The organism is Streptomyces dryopteridis, assembly GCF_049606955.1.
In the GTDB taxonomy this organism is placed as follows: Bacteria; Actinomycetota; Actinomycetes; order Streptomycetales; family Streptomycetaceae; genus Streptomyces.
The window spans coordinates 2,986,425-3,005,549 of sequence record NZ_CP187113.1; the positions used below are offsets into that span (position 1 = coordinate 2,986,425).

The following is a 19,125-nucleotide window of genomic DNA, read 5'->3' on the forward strand; positions in this document are numbered from 1 at the left end:
ACCCGTTCGGCCGCACCCGGAAATGCGGGTACGAGAAAATCCGCGCGGGTTCGGCCGCGCGGGGAAAACCGTGTCGGATCAGAGGGCGTGCTGGTACTGCCGGTCCAGATTTCCGGCGAGGGTGTGCACGGTGACGAACTGCGGTTCGATCCGCATGTAGACGGGATCGAAGACCGCGCCGTCCACGAAATGCGGGCCGGGGCCGAAAAGCTCCAGCTCAGTGGTGGTGGGCTCGACGATCTCGGCGGTTCCGGTGAACTGCACGGACCACAGTTGGCTCTCGTTCGAGCTGAAGTTGTCGGCGCCGTAGGCCACGACGCTGCCGTTGCAGGCGTGGTGGTAGCCGAATCCCGAGTGCATTCTCAGCACGACCTTGCCGTCCACCACGATGTGGCGGGCGAGCGCCAGGAAGGGCAGCGCGCGCATGCTGGTGGCCACACGGCCGTACGGCACCCGGCGCAGCAGTTCGATGGCGTGGAGCTCCTCAGGGGACATGTCTTCCACTGTCCGCTCCCGACACCGTGCCGGTAAAGGGAAGGGCGCCCCCGACCCTCGGGTCGTTGGTCCCGAAACGGGACAGGCCGCCCCCGGCCCCGTGGCGGCAGGAGTCCACGGGGCGCCCGCGTGAGGCGATGAGCCGGATGGGCGGTCAGGGCGGCTTCGAAGGGGCTTCGAAGGGGCTTCGAAGGGGCTCGGAAGGAGCCTGGGAGGCGGTTGGGGCCGCGGTGGGGGCTGTGTCCGGCCTCAGCGCTTCTCGGCCTGGAGGCGCGCCACGTAGGCCGCCGCCTGAGAACGACGTTCCATGCCCAGCTTGGACAGCAGGGAGGAGACGTAGTTCTTGATCGTCTTCTCGGCCAGGTGCAGTCGCTCGCCGATCGCCCGGTTCGTGAGGCCCTCGCCGATGAGGTCGAGGATCTTCCGTTCCTGCTCGGTGAGGTTCGAGAGCCGGTCGTCGCCCTTGCCGTTCTTGCCGTCGCGCAGGCGCTCCAGCACCCGAGCGGTGGCCACCGGGTCGAGCAGCGACTTGCCGGCCGCGACGTCCCGCACGGCGTTCAGCAGCTCGTTGCCGCGGATCGCCTTGAGGACATAACCGCTGGCCCCGGCCATGATCGCATCGAAAAGTGCCTCGTCGTCGGCGAACGAGGTGAGCATCAAACACTTGATGTCCTCGTTCTGCGAACGCACCTCGCGGCACACCTCGACGCCGCTGCCATCGGGCAGTCGGACGTCGAGAACCGCGACATCGGGGCGGGTGGCCGGAATCCTCACGAGGGCGTCGGCGGCCGTACCGGCCTCACCGACGATCTCGATGTCGTCTTCGACCGACAACAGCTCATAGACCCCTCGTCGCACCACTTCGTGGTCGTCCAGGAGGAATACCTTGATTTTTCCGTCTTCGCGCACACAGTCAGTTTCACATACTCCCCTCTTCCCTGCCGCAAGTGACCGGGATAACGTGCCGTTGTTCCGGCCCCCTGCAAGGCTGTGACCAGCGCTGCTTCCCGAATCCCCGCGATTTACTTGGAAATCCAAGCAAAATCGCAGGTCAGGCGGGGTTTCGCGGATATGTGGAGCACTGGGTAACGTGCATTGCGCAGGGCACTCGCCGGGGCACCTGTCACGCCTGATTCGGCTACGAGTCGCACCCACCCCGTGCGCGGGAACGAACTCAGGCGAGCCGCACTGGTCCCCGGAGAACCCGGGTGCCGGACCGACGGAGGAGCACACGTGACCGTGGAGAGCACTGCCGCGCGCAAGCCGCGACGCGGCAGCGGCACCAAGCGGACGACCGGTGGAACGACGGGCACCGCCCGCAAGACCGCCGCCGTCGCCGAGGGATCGGCCAAGACCGAACCCCAGCTCGTACAGCTTTTGACGCCCGAAGGGGACCGGGTGGAGTCGGCGGAGAACGCCGAGTTCGCGGCCTTCGTCGAGGACATCACCGCCGAGGACCTGCGCGGGCTCTACCGCGACATGGTCCTCACCCGCCGGTTCGACGGCGAGGCGACCGCGCTCCAGCGCCAGGGCGAGCTGGGCCTGTGGGCCTCGCTGCTCGGGCAGGAGGCCGCGCAGATCGGCTCCGGCCGGGCCCTGAACGACGACGACTACGTCTTCCCGACCTACCGCGAACACGGCGTGGCCTGGTGCCGCGGCGTGGACCCGACCAACCTGCTCGGCATGTTCCGCGGCGTGAACCACGGCGGCTGGGACCCCAACTCCAACAACTTCCACCTGTACACGATCGTCATCGGCTCGCAGACCCTGCACGCCACCGGCTACGCCATGGGCGTGGCCAAGGACGGCGCCGACTCGGCCGTGATCGCGTACTTCGGCGACGGCGCCTCCAGCCAGGGCGACGTCATGGAGGCGTTCAACTTCTCCGCCGTCTACAACGCGCCCGTGGTGTTCTTCTGCCAGAACAACCAGTGGGCGATCTCCGAGCCGACCGAACGCCAGATGCGGGTGCCGCTGTACCAGCGCGCGCAGGGCTTCGGCTTCCCGGGCGTCCGGGTGGACGGCAACGACGTGCTGGCGTGCCTGGCGGTCACCCGGTGGGCACTGGACCGGGCCCGACGGGGAGAGGGCCCGACCCTGGTCGAGGCGTTCACGTACCGGATGGGCGCGCACACCACCTCCGACGACCCGACGAAGTACCGGCGGGACGAGGAGCGGGTGGCCTGGGAGGCCAAGGACCCGATCGCCCGCGTCAAGGCCCACCTGCTGGCCTCCGGCGGCGCCGACGAGGACTTCTTCGCGGAGCTGGAGGTCGAGAGCGAGGCCCTGGGCAAGCGGGTGCGCGAGGTCGTGCGCTCGATGCCCGACCCCGACACGATGGCGATCTTCGACAACGTCTACGCGGACGGGCACGCGCTGGTCGACGAGGAGCGGGCGCAGTTCGCCGAGTACCTGGCGTCCTTCGAGGGTGGGGAGTGAGCGGCATGGCCGTCGAGAAGATGTCGATCGCGAAGGCGCTCAACGAGTCCCTGCGCAAGGCGTTGGAGACCGACCCCAAGGTCCTGATCATGGGCGAGGACGTGGGCCGGCTCGGCGGCGTCTTCCGGATCACCGACGGGCTGCACAAGGACTTCGGCGAGGGCCGGGTCATCGACACCCCGCTCGCCGAGTCCGGGATCGTCGGCACCGCGATCGGGCTGGCACTGCGCGGCTACCGGCCGGTGGTGGAGATCCAGTTCGACGGGTTCGTGTTCCCGGCGTACGACCAGATCGTCACCCAGCTCGCGAAGATGCACGCGCGGGCCCTGGGCAAGATCAAGCTGCCCGTCGTGATCCGGATCCCGTACGCGGGCGGCATCGGCGCGGTGGAGCACCACTCCGAATCCCCCGAGGCGCTGTTCGCGCACGTCCCGGGGCTGAAGGTGGTCTCCCCGTCGAACGCCTCGGACGCGTACTGGATGCTCCAGCAGGCGATCCAGAGCGACGACCCGGTGATCTTCTTCGAGCCGAAGCGGCGCTACTGGGACAAGGGCGAGGTGGACGTCGAGGCGATCCCCGACGCCCTGCACACCGCGCGGGTGGTGCGTGCCGGTTCCGACGTGACCCTGGCCGCCTACGGGCCGATGGTGAAGGTGTGCCGCGAGGCCGCCGAGGCCGCCGCCGAGGAGGGCAAGTCGGTGGAGGTGCTGGACCTGCGGTCGATGTCCCCGGTGGACTTCGACGGGATCCAGCGTTCCGTGGAGCGCACCCGGCGCCTGGTCGTGGTGCACGAGGCCCCGGTCTTCCTCGGGGTCGGGGCGGAGATCGCGGCGCGGATCACCGAGCGCTGCTTCTACCACCTGGAGGCCCCGGTGCTGCGGGTCGGCGGGTTCCACGCGCCGTACCCGCCGGCGCGGTTGGAGGACGAGTACCTGCCCGGACTGGATCGCGTGCTCGACGCCGTCGACCGCTCGTTGGCGTTCTGAGGAGATCGACTGTGACGACGATCCGTGAATTCAAGATGCCCGACGTGGGCGAGGGCCTGACCGAGGCCGAGATCCTGAAGTGGTTCGTGGCGGTGGGCGACACCGTCACCGACGGGCAGGTGGTGTGCGAGGTCGAGACGGCGAAGGCGGCCGTCGAACTCCCCATCCCCTTCGACGGGACGGTGTCGGCGCTGCACTTCGAGGAGGGCGTGACCGTCGACGTCGGTCAGGTCATCATCTCCGTCGAGGTGGCGGGCGCGGCCGGCGTCGAGGCCCCGGCCCCGGAGCGCCCGGCGGTCGAGTCGGCCCCGGCCGGTGGTGACGCCGGGGCGGGCTCGGAGGCGGCCCCGGCGCGGCAGCCGGTGCTGGTCGGGTACGGGGTGTCCCAGGGCTCCACGAAGCGGCGGGCCCGCAAGACCGGCCCGGTGACGGCCCCGACCGTCGCGCCCGTGGTGCCGGCGCAGGCCCCGGCCGTCCCGGCGCCCGCGCCGGTCGTGGCCGAGGCGCCGGTGGAGCCGGTGGGGGAGCGTCCGTTGGCCAAGCCGCCGGTGCGCAAGCTGGCGAAGGACCTGGGCGTGGACCTGTTCGCCGTGGTGCCCACGGGCGCGCACGGGATCGTGACCCGTGAGGACGTGCTGGCCGCGGCGGCGCCCGCGCCGGCGGTCTCCCCGAACGGGACCGCGGCCCCCGTTTCGGCGCCTGCCCCTTCGACGGCCCCGGCCCCGGCCCCGGCTTCGGTTTCGGTGGTGGGTGCGCGGGAGACGCGGATTCCCGTGAAGGGGGTCCGCAAGGTGACGGCGCAGGCGATGGTCGGTTCGGCGTTCACCGCCCCGCACGTCACCGAGTTCGTCACCCTCGACGTGACCCGCACGATGAAGCTGGTCGCGGAGTTGAAGGAGGACCCGGACCTGGCGGGGCTGCGGATCAATCCGATGCTGCTCATCGCCAAGGCCGTGCTCGTGGCGGTCCGCCGCAATCCGGAGGTCAACGCCTCCTGGGACGAGGCGGCGCAGGAGATCGTGCTCAAGCACTACGTGAACCTCGGCATCGCGGCGGCGACTCCGCGGGGTCTGATCGTCCCGAACGTCAAGGACGCGCAGGACAAGACGCTGCCGGAGTTGAGCCGGGCCCTGTCCGAGTTGGTGGCCACGGCCCGGGAGGGCAGGACCTCCCCGGCCGACATGCAGGGCGGCACGATCACGATCACCAACGTGGGCGTGTTCGGCGTGGACACCGGGACCCCGATCCTCAACCCGGGGGAGTCGGCGATCCTCGCGGTCGGCGCGATCAACCCGCGGCCGTGGGTCCACAAGGGCAAGGTCAAGCCGCGTCAGGTCACCACCCTGGCGCTCTCCTTCGACCACCGACTGATCGACGGCGAACTCGGCTCGAAGTTCCTCGCGGACATCGCCGCCGTGCTGGAACACCCCCGCCGGCTGATCACCTGGGCCTGAGCCCCGCGCCACATCCGCACCCGACGCCCCCTCGGCCGCACGTCGAGGGGGCGTCGCGCGTGTGCGCGTGGTGCCTGACCCGAACGTAGCGAGGGGGCCGGGCCGGTCAGGGCCGCATCACGCGAGACGACCGGAACGCGCCCCCGGGGCGGAATGCGGCATGTGCGCACCCCGTGCAGGTCACGGGCGTGCCGGGCCGAAAACAGGAGACCGCGCGCGGTGCGGGCGGCGCCGCGCGCCGGCGCAACCATTTCGACACCCGCCGGGCCGAGGGGGCGGGCGGAAAAGCCTTTTCACCACCCGCCCGCGCGTGTGATCATCAGCGCGGTCGTGGACCGAACCCGGTCCGGACCTTCCTGTCGTTCTCACCCCGGAGCGTTTGTGCGCCTTCGCCTGCTGTCCCCCGCCGACCTCGCCGACGAGGCCGGTTTCGCCCGTGTCGCCGCCGCCGGCGACGAGGACCCCCTGCCCGGCATCGGGCCCGAGAAGCTCCGCGAGGAACTGGCCGCCCGCCGGATCCGACCCGAGTGGATCGGTCTCGCCGAGGACGAGGAGGGCCGGCCGCTGGCCCGGGCCCTGTGGTGGGGACGGGCCGACGGCGAACTCCCGGTGGCCCTCGACTGTCTGCGGGTCTCGCCGGCCGCCGCCGAGGCCGCGGGCACCACGCCGGAGGAACTGGGCGCGGCCCTGCTGGCCCTGGGCCACGAGAGCTTCGGCCGCCGGCCCGAGTACAACCTGATGCTGGCGCCGGACTGGCACGAGCGGGAAGCGCTGCGCGAGGGCGCGGCCTGGCGACGCGCGGCGGCCGCCCGGGGCGGTCTGGGGCGCGAGATCGAACGCCTGCGCTTCGAGTGGACCCCGGAGACCGCCGTGCCGGCCCCCGCGGTCGACGCCGAGCGCCCCGGGCCGGTCTTCCGCCCCGGCACCGACGACGAGTTCCGCGAGGTCTTCGCCCGCGTCGCCGCAGGCAGCCTCGACCTGCACACCCGGGGGGAGCTGGCGCGCGGCGCCACCCCCGAGGAGATCGCCGCCGACGACCTGGCCTTCTACGAGGACTGCCCCGGCGAGCGCTCCTGGTGGCGGCTGGCGCTGCTGCCGGACGGGGAGACCGTGGCGGGGTTCACGGTGCCCTCGGCCACCCCGTACGCCCGCAACGTCGGCTACATCGGCGTGGTCCCCGAGCAGCGCGGCCGGGGCCTGATCCATCCGATCCTCGCCGAGACGGTGCGCGTGCACCGGGAGTCGGGGGCCGAGCGGATCACCGCGACCACGGACGCGGTGAACGTGCCCATGGCGGCGGCCTTCGAGAAGGCCGGGTTCACGGTCACCGAACGCCGGCTGATCTGGGAACGCCAGGACTGAACCGGGCGCCGGGCCGGCCCTGTCCGGGGGCCGGCCCGAATCCCGGACGGAGGGGGATCCTCCGGCCCGCCGCGCGGTAGCGTGCCCCGATCGTGGGCCGACCGGTGCGTGGCAGACAGGAGGCGGGCGAGGTGCCCATCGCCGAGTTGCAGGTCCGGTCCGTCGAATCGACGGACGCGGAGGGCGGAGTGTGCGCGGTCCGGTGCGTGGCGGGGCTGGCCCGGGTGGGGCAGGTCCTCGCGACCGGGTCCGAGCGCCTGGTGCTGCGGGGGATCAATCGCGCGTGGGACGGGGCCCCGGCGGCGGTCCTGGCGCCGCCCCGGGCCGCGACCGTGCGCCTGCGCGGACCGATCGTGCCCCTGCTCGCCCCCGGTCAGCTGCTGACCGGGGTGCCCGTGGAACGCATGGACCTGGCCGAGGCCGAGCTGTGGGCGGCCCAGGAGCCCGTCCCGTCCCAGGCCGAGATGGGACGGGCGGCCCGCGCCCTCGCGGTGGGCCGGATGCACGACGAGGAGCTGCCGACACCGCGCCGACTGCGCTGGGTCGAGGTGGCGCTGGCCGCGGGCGCGTGGACCGGGGTCGGACAGGACCCGCTGGTCGCGGCCGCGGACCGGGCCGCCGTGCGGGGCTGGGCCGCGTACCGGTTCGGGCCGGCCCCCGGCAGCCGGGACCCGGTCTCGCTGTGCGAGGAGTTCCTCGCCCTGGCGGACTCCCTGGAGTTGACCCCGGAGGGGGCGGCCCACGAGGGGCGGACGTGGCGGACCCTGCCCCGGGAGCGGATCCTCCTGCTGCGTCGGCTGCGCAACCTGCTGGCCTGGCCCGTGTCGGTGCGTCCCCTGCTGCCGGCCGAGGCGGCGGAGACGGCGGCCGGGGTGGACCGGTGGGCGGCCGTCCGGGGACTGCTTCCCTGACCGTGCTGTTTCACGTGAAACAGGTGCCGAGCCGGGGCTGTTTCACGTGAAACAAGGGCTGTTTCACGTGAAACACACGCGGCGGGGGCGTTCCGGGCCGGCCCGTCACCCGGGGAGCGCCGTCGGGTGAGAGGGGCCCGACCGGAGGAACTCCCCGCTTCCGGCCCGGTCATTCGGGGCGCGACCGATCGGGTGAAGGGTGTTTCCGCAGGTCGGACGGTGTGTCACGGCGCGTCGTGACGGCGTGTCACGCGCCCGGCGTGACCCGCCCGGTTGCGGGTGTGGGCCGTCGGGCGCTCCGTGGAGGGGTCAGCCAACGGTCCGACCCCGGACCCCATTCGATCGGAGCCTTCCGTGCGCAGTACCCCGACGCGTCTCGCCCGCCTCACCCGCCTCGCCGCACCCGCCGCCCTCGGGCTGACCCTGCTGACGGCCGCGCCGGGCGTGGCCCGACCGGCCGAGGCCCCGGGCCTGGACGCGGTGACCCAACAGGCCGGGGTGCTCGGAGCGCTGGCGGGGGTGACCAAGCCGGCCACCGAGCTCGTGGCACTGGCCGCGAAGGCCCCCGACGGCAAGATCCCCGAGGCGGACGCGAACCGCCTCAAGGGCGAGGTCGCCGCGGCCCTCGACACCCTCAAGTCGGCGCTCCCGGCCGGCGCCCCCGCCGCGCCCGTGCCCGCCCCCGAACTGCCCGCGGCCCCGCCCGTGGAGGCACCGGTGAAGCCGCCGGTCGGCCTGCCCGTCACCCGCGCCCAGGCCGCCCCGGCCGAGCTGATCGCGACCGCCGCCGCCAACCTCAAGAAGTCCGTGGACGCGCTGGCCGCCCCCGCCGGCGAGGCCGCCCCCTGCACCTGCAGCCCGAAGGCGGCGGCCGCCGGGTCCGCCCAGCGGGTCGTGACCGACACCGTCAACCTCACCGCCGCCACCGTCCTCGGGGCCGGCCTGCCCGCCCCCGACCTCGCGGGCCTGCCCAAGCTCCCGGCCCTCCCGGTCGCCACGCACTGACCCGCCCGACCCGGGGCCGGCCGGAGCGGGGGCCCCGGCCGACCCCGGGTCGGGGGCCTGTCCGGGGCACGGGCGGGGAAGACTCGCAGGGGAAGGCACGCCCGCGGGTCCGCGCGCGGGCGGGCCCCGTTCGCGTGGCGGTGCGCGCGCGGCACGGACGGCGCGGTCGGGGGGAAGAGATGACGGAGCCGGCGGGAGCACGGCGGCAGACGGTGGCGGAACTGCGGGCCCGGTTGGCGGCGCTCGGGGCCCGGTGGACCGTCTCCGAGCACCTGCCCGACGGGGACCCGCTGCCCCTGCCGGGGCTCGGCCTGGCCCCCGGCCACGAGCCGGTCACGGCCGCCGCCTGCGGCCCGGTGGACCTGCCCGCGCTGATCGGCCGGGAGAGCGCCAACCCGCACCTGACCCGGCGGCGGGCCGCCCACGGGCTGCTGCCGGAGACCGAACCGCCGGCCCCGGGCACGGCCCGACCGGCTGCCGTGGACTGGCGGCTGCGCTGGGGCCGGCGCTGGCTGACCCGGGTCAAGGACCAGGGCGACTGCCTCTCGGGCTGGGCCTTCGGGGCCACCGGCCTGGTCGAGGCCATGGCCCGGATCGAACACGACGTGTGGGCCGAACGCTCCGAGGGCGACGTGCGCGACGGCATGCGGCGCGCGTGCGGGGAGGGCGAGGACCCCGAGGCCGCGTTGGACTGGATCCGGGTCAACGGCGGCCTCGCCGACCCCGGCTCGCACGGCTACACCGTGCCCCCCGCCCGGCTCCCCGCCGCCCGCCGGGCCGCCTGGCGGGCCGAGTACGCCCCGTCCTGGGACCGCTCCGGCCGCACCGTGCGGATACCCGGGCACGTGCGGCTCGGGGACGTGGAACAGCAGAAGGTGTGGCTGGACACGGTGGGCCCGCTGCTGGCCTGCCTCGACGTGTACGAGGACCTCCCCGCCCTCGGCGCCGGGGTCTACCACCGGGTCGCCGAGCGTCTGCTGGGCGGGCACTGCGTCCTGGTCGTCGGCTACGACGACGCCGCCGGATGCTGGATCTTCCGCAACTCCTGGGGCCCGGACCGGCACGAGGCCGGGTACGGACGGATCGGGTACGGCGAGGCCCGGGTGGACCACTGGGCCAAGCTCGGGCTCCAGGGCACCAACATCGACCCGTGGAGCAAACGCCGGCGGCACACCGGCGTGGTCTACGAGAGCGGCAACGGCCGCGCCCACCGCAATTTCGAGCTGCTGCTGCCCACCGGCACCGGGCGGTTGCAGCACTGGTCCCGGGACGGGGACGCCCCCTACCGGTGGAGCCGCTGCGGGGCCTTCGGCTCCGACGCCTCCGGCCCGCCCGCGTTCACGGGTACCACCTTCAACCGGAACATGGAATCGGTGCACGTCACCACCGGGGGCCGGTTGCGGCACTTCTTCTTCGAGCAGTCCATCCGGGTCTGGCGCGACGCGGGCCTCTTCGGACCCCCCGACGCCGTCCCCGGTTCCTCCCCCGCCTTCATCCAGAGCGACTACGGCAAGCCCGGCAACCTGGAGGTGGTGGTCCGCACCGCCGACGGCCGGCTGAACCACTGGTGGCGGATCAACGGCTCCCCGTGGACGTGGAGCGACGGCGGGCGCTTCGGCTCGGGCATCGCCCACCACGGACCGGCCCTGATCCAGACCCGGGGCCGGCGCCTGGAACTGGTCGCGACCCGCACCGACGGCCGGATGCAACTGTGGTGGCGCGACGACGCGCACGGTTTCACGTGGCGCCCCGGGGAGATCTTCGGCGCGGACGTCACCTCCGCGCCCGCCCTCGTCGAAGGGGACGACGGGGCCGTGGACGAGGCCACGGCCGGCGCGTACGAACTGTGCGTGGCCGCCTCGGGCCGGATCGAGCACTGGCGGCGCGACAACCGGGCCCCCGGCACCGCCTGGGAACGGGCCGCGGTCTTCGGGCACGGCACGGAGGCCGTGATCGGCCTCGTGCAGGGCAGCTTCGGCTTCAACCTGGAACTGATCGCCCGGCGCCGGGACGGCCGCTCCCAGCACTGGTGGCGCGACGGGAGCGGTTGGCACGAGGGCGGGGTGATCGACGCCGACTGAGCGCCCCCACACCTCGGTGGCCCGCCGGCCGGCCCGACCCGAATGGCGCTCCGGGCCGTGCCCGGCGGCCGGGCCCGGGGGAGCATCGGAACATGCCCGTCCGCCGGCGCCCCCCGCGCGTCCTCCTCCTGGCCCTCGCGGTCGGTCTGGGCGCGGTCGGGTGCGCGGACGCCGAAGGGCTGCGGGACGTGGGCGACCTCGGCGAGGTCAAGGCCCCGCTCACTCTCTGGCCGGCCCTGCACCCCTCGCCCGCAGCCCCCGGCCAGCGGCCCGGGACCGCGGCCCCGGTGCCGGGGGTGGCCCGGGTCCCCGACGGTTCGCTGGCCGGGGTGTCGGCGCTCTCGCTGCTGCGGGCCGACATCACGGCGGCCACCCGGCAGGACGGCGGCACCGGCCGGCTGGTGGACCCCCGGGCCGTGCAGCGCCTCGCCCTGTGCGACGAGAGCGAGTCCGGCGGCCCGAAGTGCCCGATGCGCCCGCCCGTCCTCAACGACGTGACCGACGACGGCAAGCCCGACCTGATCGTCGCACTCGACCTCGACGGGCGGCTCAGCGAACTGAGGGTCTACACGGTGCGGGACGGGGTGGTCACCCGGGTCCTGGCCCGGCGGGCCGTGTTGGAGGGGGTCGAGGTCGCGGCCGGACACCTCGCGGTCCGCGAGCCCACCTCCAACCCGAGCAAGGTCTCCGTCTCCGACTACACCTGGGACAAGGACGCGGGCAGCATGGTCCTCTCCCAGCTCACCCTCGACTCCTGCGCCGCCACGACCACGGCGGCGGCCACGGACCCGGGCGTGGTCTGCCCCGCCGAGGGGACCTGAGGGGGCCGGGATGCGCGCGATGAGCAGCCTGCGCTGGAAGATCTCCGCCACCGTCACGGCCGTGTGCTGCGGGGTGGCCCTGGTGCTCGGGGTGCTCGTGCACAACGTGGTGGCCCGGCAGGTGATCGGCGAGGTCCGCAAGGACGCCCAGCGGGCCCTGGAGCAGGCCGTCGCCGACTACGCCTACGGCACCTCGCACGGGGACCGGGACGTGGCCCTGGACCCGGCGGACATGCCCGCCGCGCTGCGCGAGCTGGTGGCCCGGGGCCGCAGCGGGGACATGGTGGGCGCCCGTGACGGCACCCCCGTGATGTGGGCCGCGTCCCCCGCCGACGGGCGGGCCCTGGCCGTGTGGATCCCGTTCGCCGAGACCCGGGACCGGATCCGGGAGATCGACACCGCGATCCTCGCCTCCGCCGCCCTCGCCGCGGGTCTCGTGGCCGTGGCCGGACTCTTCCTGGCCGGGCGGATCGGGCGCCGGCTCGCGGCCACCGCCGCCGTGGCACGGCGGATCAGCGCCGGGGACCTCGACGCCCGGGTCGGGTTCGCGGACGCGGACACCGGCGGGGACCCCGGGCCGGCGGACGGGGACGGGGCGGCCGACCCGGAGCGCCGGCCCGGGCGCTACCGCGACGAGGTGCGGGACGTGGCCCTGGCCCTGAACTCGATGGCCGGCTCGCTCCAGGACCGGCTGGAGGCCGAGAAGCGCTTCACGGCCGACGTGGCCCACGACCTGCGGACCCCCCTCACGGGCTCCCTGGCCGCCGCCGACCTGCTGCCCGAGGGGCGGCCCAAGGAGATGATCCAGGACCGGCTGCGGGCCCTGCACCGGCTCACCGAGGACCTGCTGGAGATCTCCCGGCTGGACTCCGGGGTGGAACGCGCCGACCTGGAGGACCTGGTGCTGGGACCCGCGATCCGACGCATGGTGCCGCCGGGGGACGAGGTCCGGCTCACGGTCGAGGGCGAGACGGTGGTGCGCACGGAACGGCGCCGGCTGGAGCGGATCCTCGCGAACCTGATCGCCAACGCCCGCCGCCACGGCGCCCCGCCGATCGAGATCCGGGTGGCCGGGCCGATCGTGATCGTCCGCGACCACGGGGAGGGCTATCCCCAGGTCCTCATCGACCACGGCCCGCAACGCTTCCGGACCGGTGACCCGGGCCGGGGCCGGGGCCACGGCCTGGGGCTCACCATCGTGCTCGGGCAGGCGGCGGTCCTCGGCATCGGCGTCTCCTTCGCCAACGCGTCGGACGGCGGCGCGGTCACCACCCTGCGGGTGCCGACGGTCTGAACGGCCGGTGCGGCACGCCGTGTTTCACGTGAAACACCGCGCGCCGCACCGGGACCGGGTCGTTCGGGATCCTGCCGTCGGCGTCAGACGCCGATGTTGCCGCCGTCCTTGCGCCACACCGACACCACGGACGGGCGGACGATCTTGCCGGGCCCGTCGGGCCAGGTGGACTGCGGCTTCTCCACGCTCGCCCCGTCGATCTCGCCCGGGTGCTGCACGGCGACCAGCACGCGCTTGTCCTGGATCAGCGGACCGCAGGTCTCGGCCCCGCGCGGGACGGTGAGGAACTGCTTCAGCTCCCCGCGCCGCTCACCGGCCGTGGCCACGCCGAACAGGCCGTCGTGGGAACCGAGCTGGTTGCCGTCCGTGGAGATCCACAGGTTGCCGTGCGGGTCGAAGGCCACGTTGTCGGGGCAGGAGATCGGGCTGACCTTCTCCTTCGGGAACCCGGCGAAGTAGGTCGAGGGGTCCTTGGGGTCACCGGCCACGAGGAACAGCCGCCAGGCGAAGCCGTCGCCCGCCGGGTCGTCGAAGTTCTCGGCCAGTTCGAGGATCTGCCCGTGCTTGTTGAGGTTGCGCGGGTTGGCCTCGTCGGCACCGGCCTTGCCGGCCTTGCCGCGGTCGGTGTTGTTGGTGAGGGCCACGTACACCCGGCCGGTGCGCGGCGAGGGCTCCACGTCCTCCGGGCGGTCCATCTTGGTGGCGCCCACCTTGTCGGCCGCGAGCCGGGTGAAGACGTACACCTCCTCGGCGGACATGCCGGGCACGTGCGAGGTGGTGCCGGTGGCCAGCGGGATCCACACGCCGGAACCGTCGAACTCGCCGTCGGTGGGGTACTTGCCGGTGCCGTCGATCTGGTCGACGGGGGAGTCGCCGGTCAGCTTGGCCACGTACAGGGTGCCCTCGTCGAGCAGGGTCAGGTTGTGCTCGCGGGCGGCGCGGCTGTCGCCCTTCTTCATCCGCTTCGAGGAGACGAACTTGTAGAAGTAGTCAAAGCGCTCGTCGTCGCCCATGTAGATCACCGGGCGGCCGTCCTCGGTCAGCCGGGGCTGCGCGGCCTCGTGCTTGAACCGGCCGAGCGCGGTGCGCTTGCGCGGGGTGGACCGCGGGTCGTACGGGTCGAGTTCGACGACCCAGCCGAAGCGGTGCGACTCGTTGGGCTCCTGCACGGCGTCGAAGCGCTTGTCGAACCGCTCCCACTTGCGCTCGGTGGCGCCCGTGGTCACGCCGTAGCGCTTGAGGCGGGCCGCCTGCGTCGCGTCGGTGACCTGACCGGCGTTGGCGAAGTACTGGTTGAAGTTCTCCTCGCCGTGCAGGGTCGTGCCCCACGGGGTGGTGCCGCCGGCGCAGTTGTTCAGGGTGCCGAGCACCTTGGTTCCGGTGCGGTCGGCGGAGGTCTTCAGCAGCTCCGAACCCGCGGCCGGACCGGTCAGCCGGAACTCGCTGGTCGCGGTGAGGCGACGGTTCAGCTCGTGCCGGGTCACGGCGGTCAACTTGCCAGAACGGTGGTCCTCCTGGACCACGACCACGGACAGGCCGTGCGCGGCCCACGCGATCTCGACCTGCTCCTTGGTCGGGTTCGCCGGGTCGTAGCCCTTGAACATCAGGTTCTCGTCGGTGTACTCGTGGTTGGCCACGAGCAGCTGGCGACGCTCGTAGCGGTCGCCGTAGGGCAGCAGGCTCAGGAAGTCGTTGTTGTAGCCGAACTGACCGGCCTGGGCGGCGGCGGTCTGCTTGTCGGCGTTGAACGCGGGCGCGCCGCGCAGGATCGGCTCGCCCCAACGGATCACGACGTTCTGCTCGTACCCCTTGGGCACGGTCACCTTGTCGTCGGTGTTCGGCGCCACCGGCGCGAACCGCAGGCCCCGCGCGCCGTCCCCGCCGCTGCCGGAGGTCGCCTTGTCGGCGCCGCTCGCGACCGCCTCCGTGCCGCCCCCGCCGAGCACCACCGAGCCGGCGGCGGCCGAGGCCACCGTCACCACGGCGGCCGCCCGCATCATCGAACGCCGCGAGAGGGCACCGGCTATGACGTCGCCGACGTATTCGTTGTCGCTGGTGTTGGGCACCTCGTGGAAGCAGGCGTCGCCACAGCGGTAGCGGCAGGTGAGGGCGGAACGGCCGCCCCCATGCGGGTTGCCGAGGAGCGGCAGGAGCTTGCGCACGGGTGTCCTCCGGAAGCGGGAAGTGCTGGGGTGCCGACAGGGTGTCGGCGTCGACCCGGCTGTGACGCTAAGAGGGCGGTGCGCCGTCGTGACGGCATCCGAATGAACACCGGGTGAATCGGTCGCGTCGGGGCGGGAGTTCACCCGCGCGGTGCTTGTGCAATAGAGCCGGGCCACGGCGGGGGCTCCCCTGCGCCCGCTGGGGCCCCGGGATCGATAACCTTACGTGTCCACTCTGGGCAGGGATATTCCGCGCAGGACGGACAAACGACGCACGCGACGCACGCGAAAGGGCGCGCCCATGGGCATTCGGAACTTGTTCCGCAAGGTGTTCGGCCGGGACCGGACCGAGGCGATTCCGGAGACCGAGGGCGCCGACGCGACCCCGGACACCGGGGCCGAGACCGCGGGGGAGGTCACGGGGGAGGCCGCGCAGGCCGCCGCCGTCCCGGCCGGCGCCGGTGCCAAGGCCGCGCACGGGACCTCCGGCGCCTCCGTGGCCACGGAGACGGCCGCGCCCGCGCAGCCCGCCGTGCCGGCGCAGGCCGACCGGGGCCCCATGGACGCGGCGGCCGAACTGGTCGCGGCGGCCTTCGACAACCCGACGGTGCCCCCGCAGGCCGCGCCGCGCGACCGCGGCCCGCTCACCACCCCGCCGCCGGCCGCCCCGACCCCGCCGGCCCCGACCGGAGGCGTCCCCGAGGCCCGCTCCGAATCCCCGTCCCGCCCCGAACCCCAACCGGAGCCGGAGCGGGAGCCCACCCCCGCCCCCGAACCGCAGCCGCTCGCCGAGCCCACGGCAGAAGCCGCCCCCGCGCCGGCCCCGCTCACGGAAGCCACGGCCGCCCCCGAGCCGAAGCCGGAACCCCTCGCGGACCCCACCCCGAACCCCGAGCCCGCGCCGCTCGCCGAGGCCACTGGCGCCCCCGAGCCCGCCCCCGAGCCGTTCACCGAGGCCACTCGCTCCGCTGAGCCCGCGCCCGAGGCGGAACCGCTCACCGAGCCCACCCCGGGCCCTGCGCCCGAGCCGCTCGCCGAGGCCACTCGCGCCCCCGAGCCCGCGCCCGAGGCGGAACCGCTCACCGGGCCCACCCCGGACCCCGCGCCCGCGCCGCTCGCCGAGGTCACCCCTGAGGCCGAGCCCGCGTCCGCGGCGCTGGCCGAGGTGGCTGGTGCAACCGAGTCCGAGCCGGGGCTCGCGCCGCTCGCCGAGGTCGCCTCCGAGCCTGCGCCGGAGGTGGTCGTCGAGGCGCCCATCGATGCGGACGCGACCCCCGAGCCGGCCCCGGAGCCCCTCGCGGACACTGCCGTGCGCGAGGCCGCGCCCGTCGTCGAACCGGTCGCCGAGGCGGACCCGGAGCAGCGCGCGGAGGTCGAGGCCGTCGTCACGCCGGTCCCGCAGGTCGCCGCCCCCGCCGTCGAACCCGCCCCCGCCGAGGAGCCGGTCGCCGAGACCCCCGTGGCCGGTCGGGGCGGGCCCGCCGTGCCGCTCGCGCGCGTCCGGCGTCGGTCGCCCGAGGTGGCGGAGGCGTACAAGACGGTCGGGCAGGCCCTGCGCCGCGCCGGCCAGGCCGGCACCCGAACCGCCGTGTACCTCGTCCTGGACCGCAGCGGTTCGATGCGCCCCTTCTACAAGGACGGCTCCGTCCGCCGCCTGGCCGAGCACACCCTCGCCCTCGCCGCGCACGTGGACGAGGCCGCGACCGTGCACACCGTCTTCTTCTCCACCGACGTGGACGGCACCGCCGACCTCGCCCTCGACGGCTACACCGTCGACTGGGTCGAGAACACCCACGCCGGCCTCGGCCGGATGGGCCGCACCTCGTACCACCGCGCCGTGGAGCAGGTGTTGGAGCACCACGAGAAGCACCACGCGGCCGAGGGCCGCACCGCCCTGGTCGTGTTCCAGACCGACGGCGCCCCCGACAACCGGCAGCCCGCCCGACAGGCCCTGGTGGACGCCGGTGAGCGCCACCCCGAGGTGTTCTGGCAGTTCGTGGCCTTCGGTGACGACGATGCCAAGGCATTCGAGTTCGTGCGCCGTCTGGACCTGCCGCACACCGGCTTCTTCCCCGCCGGCCCCAACCCGGCCGAGCTGTCCTCGGCGGCCCTCGCCAAGGGGCTCGTCCAGGGCCTCTGACCCGGCGGCCCCGCCACAGGCCCCCGCCAGGCCCGCACCACACGGCCCCGGCACCGCCCCCATCGGGCCGGTGCGGGGGCCGCGGTGTTTCACGTGAAACACGAACGGCGCCCCGGACGGATCCGGGGCGCCGTGCGCGTACACGCGGGTGTCACTCGGCCGGCTTGGACTCCACCGGCTTGCGCAGCGCGATGTTCAGCTCGCGCAGGCGGGCCTCCTCCAGCACCGTCGGCGCGCCCATCATGAGGTCCTGGGCGTTGCCGTTCAGCGGGAAGGCGATGGTCTCGCGGATGTTCGGCTCGTCGGCCAGCAGCATCACGATGCGGTCCACGCCCGGGGCGATGCCACCGTGCGGCGGGGCGCCGAGGCGGAAGGCCCGCAGCATGCCCGCGAACTCGCGCTCCACGGTCTCCGCCTCGTAGCCGGCGATCTCGAACGCCTTGAGCATGACCTCGGGCTCGTGGTTGCGGATGGCGCCGGAGGACAGCTCGATGCCGTTGCAGACGATGTCGTACTGCCAGGCCAGGATGTCGAGCGGGTCCTTCTCCTCCAGGTCCTTCATGCCGCCCTGCGGCATGGAGAACGGGTTGTGGGAGAAGTCGATCTTCCCGGTCTCCTCGTCCTTCTCGTACATCGGGAAGTCGACGATCCAGCAGAACCGGAAGACGTTCTCCTCGAACTGGCCCGCGCGCTTGGCGGCCTCGACCCGGACCGGGCCCATGATCTTGGAGACCTCGTCGAACTCGCCCGCGCCGAAGAACACGGCGTGCCCGGCGGCCAGGCCCAGACGGTCGGTGAGGACCTTGACGTTCTCCTCGGTGAGGAACTTGGCGATCGGGCCGGTCAGCGCGCCGTCCTCGCCCACGCGGACCCAGGCCAGGCCCTTGGCGCCCAGGGAGACCGCGAAGTCGCCCAGGCCGTCGAAGAACTTGCGGGGCTGGCCGGCGGTGTCCGGCACCGGCAGGGCACGCACGTGCTTGCCCGCGAACGCCTTGAACTCGGAGTCGGCGAACACGTCGGTGATGTCGACGAGTTCCAGCTTGGCGCGCAGGTCGGGCTTGTCGTTGCCGTACTTCAGCATCGACTCGCGGAACGGGATCCGCGGGAAGGGCGAGGTGACCTCACGGCCGTTGCCGAACTCGGTGAAGAGCTCGGTCATCAGCTTCTCGATCGGCTGGAACACGTCCTCCTGCTCGACGAAGGACATCTCCACGTCGAGCTGGTAGAACTCGCCCGGCGAACGGTCGGCGCGGGCGTCCTCGTCGCGGAAGCAGGGCGCGATCTGGAAGTAGCGGTCGAAGCCCGAGATCATCAGCAGCTGCTTGAACTGCTGCGGGGCCTGCGGCAGCGCGTAGAACTTGCCGGGGTTCAGGCGGGACGGGACCACGAAGTCACGGGCGCCCTCGGGGGAGGTCGCGGTGAGGATCGGGGTGGCCATCTCGTTGAAGCCGAGCGCGACCATCTTGGAACGGATGGAGGCGATCACGGCGGAACGCAGCATGATGTTGCGGTGCATGCGCTCGCGGCGCAGGTCGAGGAAGCGGTACTCCAGACGCCGCTCCTCGTTCACGCCGTCGTCGGTGTTGATGGTGAACGGCAGCGGGGCGGCCGCGCCCAGCACCTCGACCTCGGAGACCTCGATCTCGATCTCACCGGTGGGCAGCTCGGGGTTCACGTTGTCCGCGCCGCGCGAGACGACCTTGCCGTCGATCCGGACGACCGTCTCCTTGGTGACGTGGCTCAGGGCCTCGTTCGCCGCGGTGCCGGGACGGGCGACGAGCTGCGTGATGCCGTAGTGGTCGCGCAGATCGATGAAGAGGATGCCGCCCAGGTCGCGCCGATTGTGCAGCCAGCCGCTCAGCCGGACGTCGATGCCGACGTCGGAGGCGCGGAGCTCGCCGCAGGAGTGGGACCGGTACCGATGCATCATTCATCCAGTCGTTGTTCTTGGCGGGTGTGGGTTCGAGCCCTCCCA

General features: G+C 73.4%; 14 protein-coding genes. 10 read left to right on the forward strand and 4 right to left on the reverse strand.

Annotated elements, in window-relative coordinates; translation table 11 throughout:
- Window positions 1-78: 78 nt before the first annotated feature.
- Both ACN20G_RS12730 and ACN20G_RS12735 read right to left on the reverse strand, forming a co-directional pair.
- On the reverse strand, window positions 79-495 hold the full coding sequence (locus tag ACN20G_RS12730; RefSeq protein ID WP_424212865.1) for a pyridoxamine 5'-phosphate oxidase family protein: 417 nt from the start codon (window positions 493-495) through the stop codon (window positions 79-81).
- Between the two features lie 249 nt (window positions 496-744).
- Complete coding sequence (locus ACN20G_RS12735) at window positions 745-1,404, reverse strand: response regulator (RefSeq protein ID WP_424212866.1); 660 nt, start codon at window positions 1,402-1,404, stop codon at window positions 745-747.
- A 324-nt stretch (window positions 1,405-1,728) separates the two neighbouring features.
- Here ACN20G_RS12735 and pdhA point away from each other — a divergent pair, with 324 nt between their 5' ends.
- From pdhA to ACN20G_RS12780, 9 genes are all read left to right on the forward strand, one after another.
- Window positions 1,729-2,934 carry a pyruvate dehydrogenase (acetyl-transferring) E1 component subunit alpha gene (pdhA, locus tag ACN20G_RS12740; protein ID WP_424212867.1) on the forward strand — a complete coding sequence of 402 codons (1,206 nt, stop codon included), beginning with the start codon at window positions 1,729-1,731 and terminating at the stop codon, window positions 2,932-2,934.
- A 5-nt stretch (window positions 2,935-2,939) separates the two neighbouring features.
- The gene (locus tag ACN20G_RS12745; RefSeq protein ID WP_424212868.1) at window positions 2,940-3,920 is read left to right on the forward strand and encodes an alpha-ketoacid dehydrogenase subunit beta; all 981 of its coding nucleotides are present in this window, start codon (window positions 2,940-2,942) and stop codon (window positions 3,918-3,920) included.
- A 35-nt stretch (window positions 3,921-3,955) separates the two neighbouring features.
- Window positions 3,956-5,374 (forward strand): dihydrolipoamide acetyltransferase family protein, encoded by a 1,419-nt coding sequence (locus ACN20G_RS12750; protein WP_424215492.1) that lies wholly within the window; start codon window positions 3,956-3,958, stop codon window positions 5,372-5,374.
- A gap of 381 nt (window positions 5,375-5,755) precedes the next feature.
- A complete protein-coding gene (locus tag ACN20G_RS12755) occupies window positions 5,756-6,736 on the forward strand; it encodes an N-acetyltransferase family protein (RefSeq protein ID WP_424212869.1) in 981 nt (326 codons plus the stop codon).
- A gap of 104 nt (window positions 6,737-6,840) precedes the next feature.
- A complete protein-coding gene (locus tag ACN20G_RS12760; protein WP_424212870.1) occupies window positions 6,841-7,647 on the forward strand; it encodes a hypothetical protein in 807 nt (268 codons plus the stop codon).
- A gap of 354 nt (window positions 7,648-8,001) precedes the next feature.
- Entirely contained in the window at window positions 8,002-8,652 is a 651-nt protein-coding gene (locus tag ACN20G_RS12765; RefSeq protein ID WP_424212871.1) for a hypothetical protein, read from the forward strand.
- A gap of 179 nt (window positions 8,653-8,831) precedes the next feature.
- Window positions 8,832-10,733, forward strand: a complete 1,902-nt coding sequence (locus tag ACN20G_RS12770) for a C1 family peptidase (RefSeq protein ID WP_424212872.1) — start codon at window positions 8,832-8,834, stop codon at window positions 10,731-10,733.
- Window positions 10,734-10,825: 92 nt separating this feature from the next.
- A complete protein-coding gene (locus ACN20G_RS12775) occupies window positions 10,826-11,554 on the forward strand; it encodes a hypothetical protein (RefSeq protein ID WP_424212873.1) in 729 nt (242 codons plus the stop codon).
- Window positions 11,555-11,564: 10 nt separating this feature from the next.
- Complete coding sequence (locus ACN20G_RS12780; RefSeq protein ID WP_424212874.1) at window positions 11,565-12,848, forward strand: sensor histidine kinase; 1,284 nt, start codon at window positions 11,565-11,567, stop codon at window positions 12,846-12,848.
- Between the two features lie 83 nt (window positions 12,849-12,931).
- On the opposite strand, the gene ACN20G_RS12785 is transcribed toward ACN20G_RS12780, so the two are convergent.
- On the reverse strand, window positions 12,932-15,010 hold the full coding sequence (locus ACN20G_RS12785; RefSeq protein ID WP_424212875.1) for a PhoX family protein: 2,079 nt from the start codon (window positions 15,008-15,010) through the stop codon (window positions 12,932-12,934).
- A gap of 301 nt (window positions 15,011-15,311) precedes the next feature.
- On the opposite strand from ACN20G_RS12785, the gene ACN20G_RS12790 reads away from it, so the two are divergent.
- A complete protein-coding gene (locus ACN20G_RS12790) occupies window positions 15,312-17,150 on the forward strand; it encodes a VWA domain-containing protein (RefSeq protein WP_424212876.1) in 1,839 nt (612 codons plus the stop codon).
- Window positions 17,151-17,301: 151 nt separating this feature from the next.
- On the opposite strand, the gene aspS is transcribed toward ACN20G_RS12790, so the two are convergent.
- Window positions 17,302-19,077, reverse strand: coding sequence for an aspartate--tRNA ligase (gene aspS / locus ACN20G_RS12795; RefSeq protein ID WP_424215493.1), 1,776 nt, complete (start codon window positions 19,075-19,077; stop codon window positions 17,302-17,304).
- Window positions 19,078-19,125: the final 48 nt, after the last annotated feature.